Below are 16,773 nucleotides of genomic sequence, written 5' to 3' on the forward strand. Positions count from 1 at the left end.
CGTGGCCGCCCGGAACGAAGACCGGCGCGACGCCCGGTACGACGACGCGTGTGACAGGTACGACGCGTACGACGGCATGGACGCGCTGATGGCCGCGATCACGGACGAACCGCTGCCCGAGGGGGCCCTGGACGACGACGGGTTCGCGGCGGAGCACCGGGCCGCGCTGGCCGACGTGGCGCTGCTGCGCGAGCAGTTGGGGCTGATCGGGGAGGCGCTGGCCGCGGAGGGCCCCGCCGTGAACGGCACGGAGGCGGAAGCCGTGACCCCGGCGGGGCGACCCGTGGCCGCGCGGCCCGCACCCGGCACCGAGGGCACGCCGCGGCCCGCACAGGAAGCCGCCCCCGAGACGGAACCCGCACCGGCGCCCACCGCGCCGGTGAAGCCCCGCGCGGCCTCCGCCCCCTCCACGCACCCCTCCACGCGTCCCGCCCGCCCCCGCCGGCCCAGGCGTCGCCCCAGGGCACTCGCGCTCGCCTTCGGGACCCTCGCCGCCTCGGTGGCCGTCTTCACGGTCGTCGGACTGGGATGGCTTGTCGCGCGGGGCGGCGTCGGGGCCGGTAGCAGCGGCGCGGACACCCAGAGCAGTGCGAAGCAGGACGCGGGCGGGCCGCACGAGGAGGCCGGCGCGAACGACAGCGCGTCGTCGTCACGGCTCGACGCGGCGTACGTCGCCTGCGCCCGGCTCATCGCGGAGGGCACCGTGACGAGCCTCGAACCCGTTCCCGGTACGGGGCAGTCCCGGGTCACGCTGGACGTCGAGCGCTCCTACAAGCCGGAGAAGCCGGCCAAGGGCGGCGACGAGGTCGTGTTCCCCGTCGACGAGCACGAGGCCTCCCGCCTGCGCGAGGGCGAGCCCGTCCTGGTCGGCGTCCACCGCGACGAGGCGGCGCCCGACCTGCTCGTCACCGGCGAGAAGGAGATCGCCCGGGAGCGTGCCCGGATCACCCGGGAGCTCACCGAGGCACGCGGCCTGAAGTGCGAGGACGGCGGCTGACGCGGCCGGTGGGGGCACGGACGGTGAGGGGACGGACGGCGGGGGACGGCCCGCCCGTGAGCGGTCCGTGAAGGACGGAAGCGGGGCCGGTGCTCTTCGGCACCGGCCCCGCTCGTCGCCCTGATGTCGGGACCGACCGCTACGGAACGGCCTTCTCGATGGTGACCGTGCTCGTCCCCGCGACCGTCCCGCGGTCGTTCACGAGCTGGAGTTCACCGAAGAACTTCCGGCCCTCGGGAGCCGCGCTCTTCACCAGGACCTCGGCGGACACCTTCGCCGACGCGCCGGTCGCCAGCTTCACGGCCTTCGACGCGTCGACGTTGACCGCACCGAGCGAGGGCGCGAAGAACACGTCCTTGTACGCGTACGTCGTCGATCCGGAGGGAACGGAGTAGCCGTCGACGACGATCGTGTACGCACCGGCCGCCGGCGCGGTCAGGCTGACCGTCTCCTCGGAGTCACCGTCGGCGGACTGCCCGACGAGCTCGCCGTCCTTGAGAACGGAGAGGTCGAGGTCGGCCTGCTGGTCGGAGACGCCCCCGATCCTCACCTCAAGACGCTCCACCCCCTCGGGGAGGGTGAGGGTGGACTCCTGCGACTCACCGTCCGCGATCGTCTTCTCGGTGATCAGGCCCGAGCCCAGGGACCCGCCCTTCAGCCTGCCGTCGATCGCGGCGAACTTGTTGGTGACGGTCCAGTCCGCGGCGGCCGGAGTGCCGATCTTCGCCTCGGCGATGGTCTTCTCCGCCGGGTCGAAGGCCGCGCCCAGCACCTGGACGTCGAGCTTGTACGGGTTGTCGAGCAGCGGTGACGTACGCCGCGACTCGACCTCGATCTCCCAGACGCCTGCCTGAGGAGCGGCGTACGAGCGCACGTCGGGCTTGCAGCCGTTGCCGTCGAGGTAGTTGTTGTAGCAGAACGGGGTGCTGGTGTTGTCGACCGCGACGCCGTACGGGTGGATGGCGATGAACCGGGTCTGGCTCTTGTCCTTCAGCCCGCCGATCGCCACCTGCAGCGCCTTCGCGCCCTCGGGGACGGTCACGAAGTACGACTTCGAGCTGTTCCGCTGGACCGTGCCGGACGTCGCGTACGTGTACTTCAGCGGTGCGGAGACCACGACCGTGTTGAGCACCTGCTTGTCGACGCCGGTCGTCTTCGGGTTGTCGACCTCCAGGATCGCGCTCCGGAGCCCCGAGTACTTCGGCTTGGCCGAGATCTTCACGGTCACCGGCTTGTTCAGCGGCAGGGAGACCTCGTCACCGCCGACGATCTTGAAGGTGCCGCCGCTGTTGTTCCTCAGGCGCAGCTCGTGCCGGATCGCTCGTTCGGCGCCCGACGTACGGGTGATGGTGACGGCGTAGGTCTTCTTCTGGCCGACCTTCAGACCGCCCTCGCGGTCGTAGACGCCGGTGCCGAAGCCCGGGGTCTTGAGAGCCTGGTCGAGCGCGGTGTCGACCGGGGCCTTCACCGTGTAGTCGGCCGCGACGGTGGCGCCCTTCCGGATCATCGTCCACGCGTCGACGATGTTGATCAGGCCCGCGCCCTCCTCGTACGCCTGGACGCCGCTGATGTGGTCGGCGGTCGAGGTGAGGGCGGTGCGCAGCTTCGCCGGGGTGAGGGCGATGTGCTTCTGCTTGGCGGCGGACAGCAGCAGCGCGCTCGCGCCCGCGGCCTGCGGGGACGCCATCGACGTGCCCTGCAGCATGGCGTAGCCGGCCGGCAGCGAGTAGCCCGCCTCGGCGACCGGGGCGCCCGGCAGCCAGGTCTGGATGGTGTTGATCGCGGCGCCGGGCGCGGCCAGCGTCGGGGTGAAGCCGCCGTCCTCACGCGGACCGCGCGAGGAGAAGGGCATCATCGCGTACTTCTTCTCCACGGCGGAGCCGTAGTTGGCGGCCCAGGTCTCCTTGGAGATGGACGCGCCGACCGAGATGACCTTGTCGGCGAGGCCCGGGTCACCGATGGTGTTGGCGCCGGGGCCGGAGTTGCCGGCGGAGATCACGAGCTGCACGCCGTAGGTGTCGATGAGGCGCGTGTACAGCTCGGCGCGCGCGTTGTTGCCGTCGTTGAGCGTGGGAAGGCCGCCGATGGACATGTTGACGATGTCCACGCCCCGCTTGGTGACGAGGTCGATCATGCCCTCGGTGAGCGCGACGTTGGTGCAGCCGCCGGACCAGGTGCAGGCGCGGGACGACACGATCTTCGCGCCCGGCGCCGCGCCGTTCATCTTCCCGCCGAACAGGCCGTTCGCGGCGGTGATGCCGGCGACGTGCGTGCCGTGCTCGGACTCGATGACGCCGATGTTGACGAAGTCGGCCTTCTTGCCGACCCAGTCGCCGCCGAACGGGTCCATCGGGACGTCCTTGCGGATCTCCACGACGAACGGCTGGCGCTCGACGACATCGGTGGCCGGGTTGTCGGTCCCGAAGTACCCGATCCGGAAGCCGTCCTTGTACGGCTTCATCGGGGCGTCGTCACCGAAGTCGTTGTTGTCGTTCAGGTCGACGCGCACCGTGCCGGCGGCCGCGTCGTACAGCACGCCCCAGACGTCGGTGGTGTCCCCGTCGCGGTTCGCGTCCCCCGCGGCGTCGCCGCCGGTGGTGTACGACTCCTTGAAGGTGCTGACCTGGTACGAGCCCGCGGGCGCCGTCCAGGTCTCGCCGCCGTAGGTGAAGGTGGGCCCGGAGACGGAGGTCACCATCGGGCGCCAGGTCTGGTCGCTGTCGACGATGGGGTCGGTCGCCGTCACCCAGTCGACGATCTTCCGCTCGCCGGTGGTCGTCTTCTGCAGCGCCGGGTGGGCCAGGTCCACGCCCGAGTCGAGGACACCGATGGTGATGCCCCGGCCGTCCGCCTTCGGGTTCTTCTTCACGAAGTCGACGGCGCCCGTCTCGAAGGACGGGTTGTACGGGTTCACGGCGGGCGTGCGCCTGCCGGGCGCCGGGTAACTCTTGGCGGTCGCCTGCTCCTTGGCGCCCTTCGCGGTGTCGGCGCTCGGCGTCGGGTCGTCGAGCGGGATCTCCTGCCGCAGGTCGATGCCGTGCACGGAGGAGAGCTTGGCGGCCGCCGCGATGGCCGAGTCCGCCTTGCTCGTGGGCACCGTGGCCCGGACGTAGCCGAGCTTGTCGTAGGTACGGCCCACGGAGCCGCCCTTGACCGCGTCCAACTGCTCGGCGACCTGCTCGGTCTTCCCGGGCGCCGTGGCGATCATCATCGTGACGTTCTTGGAGCCGTCGGCCTTGGCGTCCGCGAGCAGGGCGGCGTCGGACGCACCGAGCTTGTCGTCGGCCGACTTGGGGGAGGCCGGGGACGGGCCGTCCGCGGAGAAGGCCACGGGTATCGGCCCGGCCGCGGAGAGCGCGGCCACCAGTCCCGCGGCCACGGCGACACGGGCCACGCGTCTCGCACCCGATATGGGGGCGTGCTGGGGGGTGAGGGTCATCTGCATCCCTTGTGCGTTAAGGAACGATCGACAGTGAATCGGCGAATCGGCGGTGGTCCGGTCGAACTGACGGCCGCCTGGTCCGGTGTGCGGACCCGGATGATCGCTCAGCCTTGCCGATGAGAGGGCTGTTTGGGGAGGGCCTGACGGCGATGCGCGGGAATCATGGGGAAATCCCCCCACGCACAGGTGAGTTGATGGCGGCTGATGGTGGGACATATCCATCCATGCGCCCCCGTGTCAGCCATCCGTCATTCGTTTGTCTGTGTAACGTCTGTGCATGCGCGAGGAGTTGAGAGTGGCGGCGTACGCCGTGTGCGTACGGGACGGGCAACTGCTGCTGGCCCGCTGGGTGGCCAGGGACGGCGGCAAGCGGTGGACGCTGCCGGGCGGCGGCATGGACCACGGCGAGGACCCGTACGACACGGTCATCCGCGAGGTCGACGAGGAGACGGGGTACACGGTCGAGCCGACCGCCCTGCTCGGCGTGGACTCCCTCAGGCGCCAGTACCCGCGCCGTCTCGGGGCGGTCGCCGACTTCCAGGGGCTGCGTATCGTCTACGAGGCCCGCGTCACCGGCGGCGACCTCCGCCACGAGACGAACGGCTCCACCGACATGGCCGCCTGGCACCCGCTGGACGCCGTGCCCTCCCTGGAACGGGTCGGACTGGTCGACGTGGGCCTCGCCCTGTGGCGCGAGCGCCCGCCCTCCGGACATCTGGACGGGCCGGTGCCGGACGCGCCGCGGGGATAGGTGCAGTACCCCGCGAAGTGAACACGGAGTGACAGCCGCTCTTCCGTCTCCCTTACGTTCGGGAAGCCCCCGTGAACGCGGAGGGTGGGCCAAGATCCACGTACGGCGATCGGCGCTGCCCGTTGCCGTCCAGTTAACGTACAGGTCATTCCCGCTGCCAACGATCCAGTACGAGCGGGCTGTTCGCGTTCTGCGAGCTGTCCGCGACCACTGCTGACGCGTTCGCACTCGGGGAGAACCGCGCATGTCGCGCATACGCTCTGTCGCCGCCGCTGCCACTGCTCCGGGCCGCCGTGCCTTTCTCGCCGCCACCGGCGCGGTGTCCCTCTCGGCGGGCGTCGGCCTCGCCCTGCGACCCGGATCCGAAGCCCCCGCCAGGGCCGCCGCCGCGGACACGTCGGCGGTCTCGCTGTCCTCACGGCAGGCCCCGGCCGCGCCCCTGGCGCCGTACACCCGCGGCACGACCCTGAACTCGGTCGCGGCGCCCCGCGGCGGCTCCGGCTACCGGCGGCTGGGCGACGGCCCCGCCTGGAAGCGGGTCGTCCGCGGGGACCTGGCCGCCCCCAAGCCGGGCCGCGAGAGCCGCCGTACGGCACTCGCCGCCTTCGTCCAGTTCACCGACCTGCACGTGGTGGACGTCCAGCACCCGCTGCGGTACGAGTACCTGCGCGCCCAGACCGCGAGCGCCTGGCGTCCGCAGGAGGCGCTGTCGGTGGCGGGCGCGGTCTCGCTCGTCGAGCGGGTCAACGCGCTGCGGGGAGCCCCCGTCACCGGCTCCCCGCTCCACTTCGTGATGACGACGGGCGACAACACCGACAACAACTCCCGCACCGAGCTGGACTGGTTCCTGAAGGTGATGAGCGGTGGCCGCATCACCCCCAACTCCGGTGACCCGCGCCGCTACGAGGGCGTCCAGGACAGCGGCCTGAAGCTGTACTGGCAGCCGGACGCCGCCCTGCGCGACGCCGACAAGCAGCTCGGCTTCCCGCGCATCGAGGGCTTCCTGGAGGCGGCGATCCGCCAGGTCAACAGCCCCGGCCTGAACCTGCCCTGGTACTCCACGGTCGGCAACCACGACTCCCTGCCCGGCGGCTGCTACGCCCCCGGCGACTCCTTCTTCGCGGACTTCGCGGTCGGCGGGAGGAAGCTGATGACGCTGGACGAGCAGGCCGGCAAGGCGATCTGGGAGAACGTGCAGTCGGGCGGCGATCCCCGGGGAGCCGACTGGAAGGCGATGCTCAAGGCCCACGCGAAGCAGCTGCGTTCGGTGACGCCCGACGAGAACCGCGCTCCCTTCACCCCGCTGGAGTACCTCAAGGCCCACCTGGACCCGGCCCACACCGGCCCCGGCCCGGTCGGCCACGGCTACTCGCAGGCGAACATCGACTCCGGCACCCAGTACTACGCCTTTCGCATGGCCGACGACGTCATCGGGATCAGCCTCGACTCCACCGACCCCGGCGGCCACTACGAGGGCTCGCTCGGCACGGCGCAGCTGAAATGGCTGGAGAAGACGCTGAAGGAGCACAAGGACTCGTACGCGATCGTCTTCAGCCACCACACCAGCAAGACGATGCGCAACCTCCGCGAGGACCCCGCCCACCCCGGCGAGGCCCGCCACGGCGGCGAAGAGGTCCTCGCTCTCCTCGGCCGCCACCGCAATGTCCTGGCCTGGGTCAACGGCCACAGCCACCGCAACCGGATCACCCCCCACTCGTCCTCGGGCGGCGGCTCCTTCTGGGAGGTCTCCACGGCGTCCCACATCGACTTCCCGCAGCTCGCCCGCGTGATCGAGCTGGTGGACAACAAGGACGGCACGATCTCCCTGTTCACCACCCTCATCGAGTCGGCGGCCCCGCACGCCACGGACTTCGCCGACCTCTCCCAGACGGGCCTCGCGTCCCTGTACCGCGAACTGTCCTTCAACGCCCCGGGCAGGCGCGACACGCTGACGGGGGAACCGGAGGACCGGAACGTGGAACTGGTCCTGCGCAAGGCCTGAACCGACCGAAACCGGTGCGCAGGCCAACGGTCCGCACGGGACTGGTGGCGGCGCCGGCGACGACCGCGCCGGCGCCGGCGGCACCGGCGCGGTACGGCTACCGGGGGAGGACCACGACGTAGGCCGCCGGCTCGCGGTCCGCCGAGGCCATCAGGGCCGTGCGGACGACCGCGGCCTGCTGTTCCAGGGACTCGCGCAGCTTCCGCGGGGTGATGTGGACGACCGTGATCCCCAGACGCTCCAGGGTCTCGCGCTTGCGGACGTACTCGGACCAGAGGGTGTCGTCGTCCTGGCGGGGCGCCCGGGTGTCCAGCTCCACGGCCACCGCCTGCTCCGGCCAGTACGCGTCGAGGCCGCCCAGGTGGGGGCCACCGGGCAGGCGCAGGTCCACGTTCCAGACGGGGTCGGGCAGGCCGTACTGCTCGACCATGCGGTAGAGGCGGTCCTCGGCGTTCCGGCGGCCCTCGGCCAGGAGGGAGCCGACCGCCTCCACCACGTGCGGGCGGTTCAGCAGCCGGGCCTGGGTCAGCTCCCGCACCACCGCCGAGGGTTCCGTGTGACCGGCGCGCACCGCCTCCGTCAGCAGACGGCGTACGGCACCCGCGTCGGTCAGTTCCCCCACCGCGTCGGCCAGGGCCCGGGGGACCGGGGCGACCGGGAGGCCGGTGATGTGGACGGGGTCGGGCAGGGCGGTCGTGCGCAGGATGCGGGCGCAGCCCGTGGAGCGGAGCCGGCGCAGACGCGGGACGAGGACGTCGAAGCGGTCCAGCGACAGGAGCGGGGGAGTCGACGTGAAGCCGTGCAGCGTCAGGGCGGCCAGGCCCGTGATCACGGCGTCGGCGATGGGGGCCCGGGGGTGGGTGGGACGGCCGTGCGGCTTGTCGGCGCCCGGCTGGGTGGGCACTCCGGCCGTGTCGCGGCGGCGGCCGGCGTACAGCAGGACCGCGTGGAGGCGCTCCTCCGGGGTGGCCGGGCCGGGGTGGAGCAGGTACACGCCCGGGAGGACCTGCTGCCAGGGGCCGCCGGCGCGGCAGTGCTCGTTCGTCTCGGCCTGCGAGACGCCGCGGTCGCGCAGCTGGGCGGCGGTCTGGACGCGGCGGTGGACGTCGGAGTGACGCAGGGGGCGGGGGGAGAGCGGGGTGTTGTTCATGACCCGCAGATTCCCGTGTCCGATCCGCCCTTTAACCGCTGTTACAAGCTCGTCGGCAAATGCGGACAAGACTGCCCTAAAGTACGCGCGTTCGAGTGCCGAGAGTCGCTGGTCCGGACGGGGAACGGAAAAGGTTACGGCTCCGAATACCTGAATTTCGTAACCGCACGACGGGGGCACCGCGTCAACCTGCGGTGCCCCCGCCCAAGTGCGGTTCGCCGACGGCTACTTCACGGCCGGCGGCCGCTTCGGCACGGTTCGCCGGCGGCTACTTCGCCGCCGCCGCGTCACACGCCTGCCCCCGCAGCGTCCGCGCCAGGTCGTCCCGCGCCTCCAGGACGAGCCTGCGCAGCGCCGGCGGGGCGTCCTCGTGCGCCGACAGCCAGGCGTCGGTGGCGTCCAGCGTGGCGGGGGAGTCCTGCGCCGACGGGAACAGACCCCTCACCACGTCCATACCGATCTGGATCGAGCGGTCCGCCCACACCCGTTCGATCGCCGCGAAGTACTTCTCCGTGTACGGCGCCGTCAGCTCCCTCTGGGAGGGCTGGGCGAAGCCCGCGATCGTCGCCTCGACCAGGGCGTTGGACAGCGTGTCCGACTCCACCACCGACGCCCACGCCTGGGCCTTCACGGCGGCCGAGGGGCGGGCGGCGAGACAGCGGACCTGGTGCCGCTTGCCCGACGCCGTGTTGTCGCGGGCCAGTTCGGCCGCGAGCACGGACTCGTCGGCCACGCCGTGCGCGGCCAGCGGCTCCAGGAACGCCCAGCGCAGTTCCTGGTCCACCTCCAGCCCGTCGATCTTGACCGTGTCCTCCAACAGGTCCCGCAGCAACTGCAGTTCGGCCGGGCCCGACGCGACGGCGGCGACGAAACGGGCCCAGGCCAGCTGGTGCTGACTGCCGGGCTCGGCCTGCCGCAGCTCCCGTACGGCCCCCTCCGCGAGCAGCCGGCCGCCCTCCTCGCGCCACTCGGGTGCCGCGTAGTACGTGAGCGCCGAGTTCGCCCAGGCGTGCAGCATCTGCAGCACGCCGATGTCGGACTCCCGCCCCGCGAACCGCAGCACCAGGCCCACGAAGTCCCGCGCGGGCAGGATCGCGTCCCGCGTCAGGTTCCACAGCGCCGACCAGCACAGGGCCCGCGCCAGGGGGTCCGTGATGTCGCCGAGGTGGGCGCGCAGGGTCGCCAGCGAGTTCTCGTCGAAGCGGATCTTGCAGTACGTGAGGTCCTCGTCGTTGACCAGCACCAGCTCCGGTGCCTGTGCGCCCGCCAGCTCGCCCACGACCGTGCGCGGCCCGTCGACGTCCACCTCGGCGCGCGCGTACCGCTCCACCGCGCCCCCGGCCGCCCGCCGGTACAGGCCGACTGCCACCCGGTGCGGCCGCACCTCGGGATGCGACTCCGGCGCCTCCTGCACGATGGCCAGCTCGTCGACCCGGCCCTCACCGTCCAGCAGCACCTGCGGCGTGAGCGAGTTGACCCCGGCGGTCTGCAGCCACGCCCGCGACCAGGCGGCCATGTCGCGCCCGGACGTCTCCTCCAGCACCGACAGCAGGTCACCGAGGCGCGTGTTGCCGTACGCGTTCCGCTTGAAGTACCGCCGCGCGCCCTCCAGGAACGCGTCCCGGCCGACGTACGCCACCAGTTGCTTCAGCACGGAGGCGCCCTTGGCGTACGTGATGCCGTCGAAGTTGAGCTTGGCGTCCTCCAGGTCGCGGATGTCCGCCGTGATGGGGTGGGTGGAGGGCAGCTGGTCGGCGCGGTACGCCCACGCCTTGCGGTTGTTGGCGAAGGTGATCCAACCGTCGGTGAACCGGGTCGCCTCGACCATCGAGAAGGTGCCCATGAAGTCCGCGAAGGACTCCTTGAGCCACAGGTCGTCCCACCACACCATGGTCACCAGGTCGCCGAACCACATGTGCGCCATCTCGTGCAGGACGACGTTCGCGCGCCGCTCGTACGACGCCCGCGTCACCTTGCCCCGGAAGATGAACTCCTCGCGGAAGGTGACGAGCCCCGGGTTCTCCATCGCGCCGAGGTTGTACTCGGGCACGAAGGCCTGGTCGTACTTCCCGAAGGGGTACGGGTAGTCGAAGTGGTCGTGGAAGAAGTCCAGGCCCTGCTTGGTGACGAGGAAGACGTCGTCGGAGTCGAAGTAGGGGGCGAGACCCTTGCGGCACATCGCGCCGAGGGGGATCCGAAGCCGCGTACCGTCCTCGAAGGTCCGCTCGTAGGTGTCCGTCACGTAGTGGTAGGGGCCCGCCACGACCGCGGTGATGTACGTCGAGATCGGCTTGGTCTCCGCGAACCGCCACACCCCGTCGTGCTGCTCGCCGGCCCCGTTGCTCCAGACGGTCCAGCCCTCCGGCGCCCGCACCTCGAAACGGAAGGGCGCCTTCAGGTCGGGCTGCTCGAAGCCCGCGAAGACGCGGCGGGCGTCGGCCGGCTCGTACTGCGTGTAGAGGTAGACCTCGCCGTCCTCGGGGTCGACGAAGCGGTGCAGCCCCTCGCCGGTGCGGGAGTAGGCGCACTGGGCGTCGACGACGAGTTCGTTGTCGGCGGCGAGGTCGTCGAGGACGATCCTCGATCCGTCGAAGACCTCGCTCGGGTCCAGGTCCCTGCCGTTGAGGGAGAGCGCCGTCACACTCGGCGCGACCAGGTCGGCGAAGCTGGTGGCGCCCGGGTCGGAGCAGCGGAAGCGGATGGTGGTGACCGAGCGGAACGTGCGCGGCTCACCGCCTGGGTCGCCGACGGCGGACCTCAGGTCCAGCGACACCTCGTACCCCTCGACGGACAGCAGCGCGGCCCGCTCCTGGGCCTCGTCGCGGGACAGATTCTCACCGGGCACGGGCGGCACTCCCTAGGGGTGGTGTTCGGCATGCGGACAGGGGCGATCCTGTCATGCGGTGGGGGAATGGCGCGGGCGTGCGCCGGTGTTGGCAGGGGAAACGACCGCCTTCTTGGTACGCCTTCTTAGGAGAGCCATGCCCGAGCAGTCCCCCGCCTCGACCTCCGGCAAAACCCCCGTCGACTTCTGGTTCGACCCGCTGTGCCCGTGGGCCTGGATGACCTCACGGTGGGTCCTGGAGGTCGAGAAGGTCCGGGACATCGAGGTCCGCTGGCACCTGATGAGCCTCGCGGTCCTCAACGAGGACAAGCTGGACGAGCTTCCCGAGCAGTACCGCGAACTGCTGGAGACCAAGGCGTGGGGCCCGGTGCGGGTGGTCATCGCCGCACAGGAGGAGCACGGCGCCGAGGTGCTCGGCGACCTCTACACCGCGCTCGGCACCCGCTTCCACAACCAGGGCGAGGGCGCCGAGAAGGAGGTCGTGGCCAAGGCCCTGAAGGACGTGGGCCTGCCCGACTCCCTGATGGACCACTGGGACTCCACGCCCTACGAGCCGCAGCTGCGCGCCTCCCACAACGAGGGCATCGAGAAGGTCGGCCAGGAGGTCGGCACCCCGGTCATCGCGGTCCCCGGCGCCGACGGCGGGCAGATCGCCTTCTTCGGCCCGGTCGTCACCCCGGCCCCCAAGGGCGAGGAGGCCGCGAAGCTCTGGGACGGCACCCTCATGGTCGCCTCGATCCCGGGCTTCTACGAGATCAAGCGCACACGCACGAAGGGCCCGGACTTCAGCAACCTGTAGCCTCCGGCGCGCCCCTTGAAGGAGCGCGGGGAACCGCGTGACCAGCTACCACGGACCGGCAGCAGCCCACCGGCAGGAACCCGGCAGACGAGACCCGCCCGACCCCCGGAGGGAACCGTCACTCAAGATCGTCCGGCAGCCGTTTCGTCAGCCGGAAATGCCTTTCGTGACCGTGCGTTCGAAGGTTGAGGCACACCTTGCCGTCCGCCCGGACATTCACGCACTTGTAGTAGTTGTCGCTGATCGGATTGCCGAGCTGACCCTGGAGCCACTCCCTCTGGCTCGGGGTCAGCGGCTCGTGGGTCTCCTCGGACCGGCACGTCTGGCAGGTCAGGCGCTTCGCTGCGGGCATCCCGTAACGATGACCCGGAGCCCGCCGTACCGGAAGGTCCCGGAAGCGGAAATCGCCCGAATAGGAGAAAACCGGAGCACCCCCGCGAGTCACGTCCTCGCGGGGGTCCCCCCTTCAGCCGCCTGCCCGGTGAACGGTGAGAAGACGATCACGAGCAGGACGTTTCACATCCTTCTCAGGGCGCCAGCAGCGACACGTCCGTACGCGACTTGGCCGCTTCGTAACGCCGCGCCACGTCCTGCCAGTTGACGACCTGCCACATGGCCTCGATGAAGTCGGCCTTCTGGTTCCTGTACTGCAGGTAGAACGCGTGCTCCCAGGCGTCGAAGACGAGGATCGGCGTCGCGCCCTGGCCGACGTTGCCCTGGTGGTCGTAGACCTGCTCGACGATCAGCCGCCCGCTCAGCGGCTCGTACGCCAGCACACCCCAGCCGGAGCCCTGCGTCGTGGCCGCCGCCTTCGACAGCTGTGCCTTGAAGCCCGCGAACGAGCCGAAGGACTCGTTGATCGCGTCGGCCAGCTCGCCCACGCCGTCCACCGACAGCGGCTCACCACCACCGTCACCGGTCATGTTGTGCCAGTAGATCGAGTGCAGGATGTGCCCGGAGAGGTGGAAGGCCAGGTTCTTCTCCAGCCCGCTCACGGAGCCCCACGCCTCCTTGTCCCGCGCCTCCGCGAGCTGCTCCAGCGTGTCGTTGGCGCCCTTCACGTACGCCGCGTGGTGCTTGTCGTGGTGCAGCTCGATGATCTCGGGGCTGATCACAGGCGCGAGCGCGGAGTAGTCGTACGGCAGTTCAGGCAGCGTGTAGACGGGCATGGGTGGGTCCCCTCCGACCTCGTATTGCAAAGAGCTTGCAAGAACAAGCTAGCAGCAAGAGAGTGGGGAGGCGTGCCTACGGCATGCGAAAGGGCCCTCGCACGAAACCGTCCGTCCTCCGTGCGAGGGCCCTGTGCTGTCAGGGGGTCAGCTCCCGGCGCGCGCCCTCTGCCAGGCGTACCCGACACCCGCCAGTGCCAGTGTCATCCCGCCCGTCGCGTACAACTGCACCCGCGTGTCCGGCTCCCGGGCCATCAGCACGAAGATCGCCACCATCCCCGCGAGCGCGACCCACGTCAGGACCGGGAACGCCCACATCCGTACGACCAGCCGCTCGGGTGTGTCCCGCTCCAGCCGGCGGCGGAGCAGCAGCTGCGAGACCGCGATGAAGACCCAGACGACCAGGATCACGGCGCCGATCATGTTCAGCAGCCAGGGGAAGACGTCGTCCGGCCGCCAGTAGCTCAGGCCCACGCAGACGAAACCGAACACGCAGGAGGCCAGGACCGCGACCCGCGGGACGCCGCCGGAGACCCGCGCCAGCACTTTCGGGCCCTGACCCCGCGCCACCAGCGAGTACGCGATGCGCGACGAGCCGTAGATGTTGGCGTTCATGGCCGACAGCAGGGCCACGAGCACCACCACGTTCATCAGCTGGGCGGCGCCCGGGATGCCGATGTGTTCGAGGGCGGCGACGTACGGCCCCTTGTCGACGACGGCCTTGGCGTTCCACGGGACCAGGGTGACGACGACCGCCATCGAGCCGATGTAGAAGAGCGCGATACGCCACATCGCCGTACGGACCGCGCCGGCCACGCCCCGGACCGGGTCCTCCGACTCGGCCGCCGCGATGGTGACCGTCTCCAGGCCGCCGTACGCGAACACCGAGGCGAGCAGGCCGATGACGAGCCCCTCGCCGCCGTTCGGCAGGAAACCGCCCTCGCCGGTGAGGTGGGTGAGGCCGGGGGAGTCGGTGCCCGGCAGGACCCCGGCGATGGCCAGCACGCCGAGGACCAGGAACAGCGCGATCGCACCGACCTTCAGCGCGGCGAACCAGAACTCGAACTCGCCGAAGTTCTTCACCGCTGCCAGGTTCGTGACGAGGAACACCAGCATGAACAGCGCCACCCACCCCCACTCGGGCGTGTCGGGCAGCCAGCCGGTCACGATCTTCGCGGCGCCGATGCCCTCCAGGCCGACGGCCGTGCAGAGCAGCACCCAGAAGGCCCAGCCCGCGGTGAATCCCGCCCACGGGCCGAGGGCGCGCTCGGCGTGCGCCGAGAAGGAGCCGGACGACGGGTACGCCGCCGACATCTCGCCGAGCATCCGCATCACCAGCATGACGAGCAGACCGGAGAGCGTGTAGGCGACGACGATCGAGGGTCCGGCGGCGGCGATACCCGCCCCGGAGCCGACGAAGAGGCCCGCGCCGATCACCCCGCCCAGGGCGATCATCGACAGGTGGCGCTGTTTGAGGCCGTGCGAGAGGGAGGCGTCCGCGGCCGGGGTCTCCGGCGCGGCGTCCTGGGTGGTACGGGGCATGGGAGCGGCTCGTCCCTTACGTGCGGTGGGCAAAACGTCCACAGTGTGGGAGCTTCCTCCTGCCCCGAGAGCGAGTGCCCACACTGTGGACGCGTCCGGTGCGCAGTGTCCGGGTGCGGTTACGCGAGCGGATGGGTGAGCGGACGCTGTGGCCGTCACGCCTCTTTGGCGAGACCCTACAGTTCCGCTCCGCCCCGCCCTCCGCGTCGCAGCCTCCCCACCTCAGTGACCAGCGTCACCTCAACACGGGTGTACGCGGCATCTTTTGTGGGGAGTTGATCAAGTGCACGCTCCACCCTTTGTCGAGCGCCGACGGTGTCCGGCTCCATCGCCCTGGGTTAGCGTCACCCTGTCCCCAGCCGTCTCCCCGCCGGAGTGAGCCTCGTCATGAGCACCGCCGCCGCAACCACCGCCCGTCCCGGTGCAGTCCTCGCCGATCTGCTGCCGGCCACCCGCGTCCGCGACATCGCGCTCGTGCTCGGTGGCGCGGCGCTCACCGGCCTCGCCGCCCAGATATCGGTGCCCGTGCCGGGTTCCCCGGTGCCGGTGACCGGGCAGACGTTCGCGGCCCTGCTGGTGGGTACGGCGCTGGGCGCGGGCCGCGGGTTCCTGTCGCTCGCGCTGTACGCGCTGGCCGGTATGGCCGGGGTGCCCTGGTTCGCGAGCGGCACCTCGGGTTACGCCGCGCCGTCCTTCGGCTACATCCTCGGCATGCTGCTGGCCGCCACCGTCGTGGGCGCGCTGGCACGGCGCGGCGGAGACCGCTCGGTGCCGCGCATGGCGGGCACCATGCTCGTCGGCGAGGTGATCATCTACGCGATCGGTGTGCCCTACCTGGCCCTCGCCCGGGACATGTCGCTGACCGCCGCCATCGCGGCCGGCCTCACCCCGTTCCTGATCGGCGACGCACTGAAGGCCGCGCTGGCGATGGGCGTGCTGCCCACGGCGTGGAAGTTCGTCGACCGCAAGTGACCGGCCCGGTCCGGTCCGAGACGGTCCGGTCCGGTCCGAGGCGGTCCGGTCCGAGGCGATCCGGTCCGAGGCGATCCGGTCCGGTCCGGACCGCAGGTGACCGGACCGTCCGCCCGAAGGGCCCTGCCGCACAGCGCGGCAGGGCCCTTTTCGTGGCGGCCGCCCATCCGGCACGGCGACGCCCCCGCGGTGGGGCCGTGGGGACGCGCCTCGGACGCAGGTGCCGTCCACCGACTCCCTACGGCCGCTGTCGCGACCCGGGCCGGCGATGGGTCCACCACAGGCCGGCCGCCCCCGCCGAGATCAGCGCCGCGCCGGCCGCGCCGAGCGGCAGCACCCGGTCGGCCGGCCCCGTCTTGGGCAGCTCCGCCGGACCGCCGCCCGGACGGTCGGCGCCCGGGCTGTCACCGCCCGGGGTGACCGGGCTGTTGTCGGTGCCGAGCAGCAGCGGAGTCGTCGGAGCGTTCGGAGAGGGGTTGTTCGAGCCGAACGGGACCGGGCCCTGCTGCCAGTACGTCTTCGCGCCATCGGCGGTCTGGACGGGGAGGCAGATCTTCCCCTGCTTCTTCACGTCGAAGGTCGCGTCGACGTCGTACGACACCGACTTGCCGGCCGCGAGATTGTCGATGGCGCAGCTGAAACCACTGTTCGACCCCTCCGGCAGATCATTCTTGGGGATTTCCGAGCACCCCTTGACGCCCTTCACGGTGAGTCCGTCAAAACCGACCACGAGCAGTCGGATTTTGCCGCTGTCCTTGCTTCCTCCATTCTTCGCGACTGCGGTAATGGCCGTTTTCTTCGAGCTGTTGTCGACCGAGATCTTCTCGGGCAGCAGCGTCGCCAGTTTCACGCCCGCCGGTGCCGCGTCGACGGGCTTTCCCCCCTTGCCGCTCATGCCTCCCTCGTCATCGGCGGTGGCGTTGCAGGCGAAGATCATCACTGCCGAGAAAGATGCAGTGAGCAGCGATCCCGCGATGGCCGTCATGCGACGAGAACTCATGTTCGTCCCCCTTGTGTCCCCCTTGGCCGCGCCCTGAATTCGCGGTCCCTGAAGAGGTACCACAAGATTTCTCCGCACTATGCTGGTGTGGCACGAAGTTGTGA

Annotated in this window: 12 protein-coding genes; 5 read left to right on the top strand and 7 right to left on the bottom strand. The window is 70.8% G+C overall.

The genetic code is table 11. The features are described 5' to 3' along the window. Window position 1: 1 nt before the first annotated feature. Window positions 2–997, top strand: a complete 996-nt coding sequence (locus ACZ49J_RS01310; protein WP_467455560.1) for a hypothetical protein — start codon at window positions 2–4, stop codon at window positions 995–997. A gap of 139 nt (window positions 998–1,136) precedes the next feature. On the opposite strand, the gene ACZ49J_RS01315 is transcribed toward ACZ49J_RS01310, so the two are convergent. Next, window positions 1,137–4,436 (bottom strand): S8 family serine peptidase, encoded by a 3,300-nt coding sequence (locus tag ACZ49J_RS01315; protein WP_467455558.1) that lies wholly within the window; start codon window positions 4,434–4,436, stop codon window positions 1,137–1,139. 280 nt (window positions 4,437–4,716) lie between these two features. Here ACZ49J_RS01315 and ACZ49J_RS01320 point away from each other — a divergent pair, with 280 nt between their 5' ends. Both ACZ49J_RS01320 and ACZ49J_RS01325 read left to right on the top strand, forming a co-directional pair. Next, window positions 4,717–5,190, top strand: a complete 474-nt coding sequence (locus ACZ49J_RS01320) for an NUDIX hydrolase (protein ID WP_467455557.1) — start codon at window positions 4,717–4,719, stop codon at window positions 5,188–5,190. Between the two features lie 244 nt (window positions 5,191–5,434). Next, entirely contained in the window at window positions 5,435–7,192 is a 1,758-nt protein-coding gene (locus tag ACZ49J_RS01325) for a TIGR03767 family metallophosphoesterase (protein WP_467455555.1), read from the top strand. Between the two features lie 97 nt (window positions 7,193–7,289). On the opposite strand, the gene ACZ49J_RS01330 is transcribed toward ACZ49J_RS01325, so the two are convergent. Both ACZ49J_RS01330 and pepN read right to left on the bottom strand, forming a co-directional pair. After that, a complete protein-coding gene (locus ACZ49J_RS01330) occupies window positions 7,290–8,342 on the bottom strand; it encodes a hypothetical protein (RefSeq protein ID WP_467455554.1) in 1,053 nt (350 codons plus the stop codon). A 268-nt stretch (window positions 8,343–8,610) separates the two neighbouring features. Next, window positions 8,611–11,187 carry an aminopeptidase N gene (gene pepN / locus ACZ49J_RS01335; RefSeq protein WP_467455552.1) on the bottom strand — a complete coding sequence of 859 codons (2,577 nt, stop codon included), beginning with the start codon at window positions 11,185–11,187 and terminating at the stop codon, window positions 8,611–8,613. Between the two features lie 136 nt (window positions 11,188–11,323). On the opposite strand from pepN, the gene ACZ49J_RS01340 reads away from it, so the two are divergent. Further along, window positions 11,324–11,986 (top strand): mycothiol-dependent nitroreductase Rv2466c family protein, encoded by a 663-nt coding sequence (locus ACZ49J_RS01340; RefSeq protein ID WP_467455551.1) that lies wholly within the window; start codon window positions 11,324–11,326, stop codon window positions 11,984–11,986. A gap of 118 nt (window positions 11,987–12,104) precedes the next feature. Here the strand turns inward: ACZ49J_RS01340 and ACZ49J_RS01345 are convergent, their stop codons facing one another. The 3 genes from ACZ49J_RS01345 to ACZ49J_RS01355 form a co-directional block, all read right to left on the bottom strand. Next, complete coding sequence (locus tag ACZ49J_RS01345) at window positions 12,105–12,338, bottom strand: hypothetical protein (protein ID WP_467455550.1); 234 nt, start codon at window positions 12,336–12,338, stop codon at window positions 12,105–12,107. Between the two features lie 175 nt (window positions 12,339–12,513). Further along, the gene (locus ACZ49J_RS01350) at window positions 12,514–13,155 is read right to left on the bottom strand and encodes a superoxide dismutase (protein ID WP_467455548.1); all 642 of its coding nucleotides are present in this window, start codon (window positions 13,153–13,155) and stop codon (window positions 12,514–12,516) included. A 147-nt stretch (window positions 13,156–13,302) separates the two neighbouring features. Then, entirely contained in the window at window positions 13,303–14,697 is a 1,395-nt protein-coding gene (locus tag ACZ49J_RS01355; protein ID WP_467455547.1) for an amino acid permease, read from the bottom strand. Window positions 14,698–15,084: 387 nt separating this feature from the next. Here ACZ49J_RS01355 and ACZ49J_RS01360 point away from each other — a divergent pair, with 387 nt between their 5' ends. Then, window positions 15,085–15,669, top strand: a complete 585-nt coding sequence (locus ACZ49J_RS01360; protein WP_467455545.1) for a biotin transporter BioY — start codon at window positions 15,085–15,087, stop codon at window positions 15,667–15,669. Between the two features lie 238 nt (window positions 15,670–15,907). On the opposite strand, the gene ACZ49J_RS01365 is transcribed toward ACZ49J_RS01360, so the two are convergent. Next, window positions 15,908–16,669 (bottom strand): hypothetical protein, encoded by a 762-nt coding sequence (locus ACZ49J_RS01365; protein WP_467455544.1) that lies wholly within the window; start codon window positions 16,667–16,669, stop codon window positions 15,908–15,910. Between the last annotated feature and the right edge of the window lie 104 nt (window positions 16,670–16,773).

It is taken from the genome of Streptomyces sp. NPDC030840 (assembly GCF_055572015.1).

What these genes read in the sequence shown, in the direction of transcription:
- ACZ49J_RS01315 (WP_467455558.1), bottom strand. Translation starts at nt 4,436, where the DNA reads ATGACCCTCACCCCCCAGCACGCCCCCATATCGGGTGCGAGACGCGTG.
- ACZ49J_RS01320 (WP_467455557.1), top strand. Translation starts at nt 4,717, where the DNA reads ATGCGCGAGGAGTTGAGAGTGGCGGCGTACGCCGTGTGCGTACGGGAC.
- ACZ49J_RS01325 (WP_467455555.1), top strand. Translation starts at nt 5,435, where the DNA reads ATGTCGCGCATACGCTCTGTCGCCGCCGCTGCCACTGCTCCGGGCCGC.
- ACZ49J_RS01330 (WP_467455554.1), bottom strand. Translation starts at nt 8,342, where the DNA reads ATGAACAACACCCCGCTCTCCCCCCGCCCCCTGCGTCACTCCGACGTC.
- ACZ49J_RS01340 (WP_467455551.1), top strand. Translation starts at nt 11,324, where the DNA reads ATGCCCGAGCAGTCCCCCGCCTCGACCTCCGGCAAAACCCCCGTCGAC.
- ACZ49J_RS01345 (WP_467455550.1), bottom strand. Translation starts at nt 12,338, where the DNA reads ATGCCCGCAGCGAAGCGCCTGACCTGCCAGACGTGCCGGTCCGAGGAG.
- ACZ49J_RS01350 (WP_467455548.1), bottom strand. Translation starts at nt 13,155, where the DNA reads ATGCCCGTCTACACGCTGCCTGAACTGCCGTACGACTACTCCGCGCTC.
- ACZ49J_RS01355 (WP_467455547.1), bottom strand. Translation starts at nt 14,697, where the DNA reads ATGCCCCGTACCACCCAGGACGCCGCGCCGGAGACCCCGGCCGCGGAC.
- ACZ49J_RS01360 (WP_467455545.1), top strand. Translation starts at nt 15,085, where the DNA reads ATGAGCACCGCCGCCGCAACCACCGCCCGTCCCGGTGCAGTCCTCGCC.
- ACZ49J_RS01365 (WP_467455544.1), bottom strand. Translation starts at nt 16,669, where the DNA reads ATGAGTTCTCGTCGCATGACGGCCATCGCGGGATCGCTGCTCACTGCA.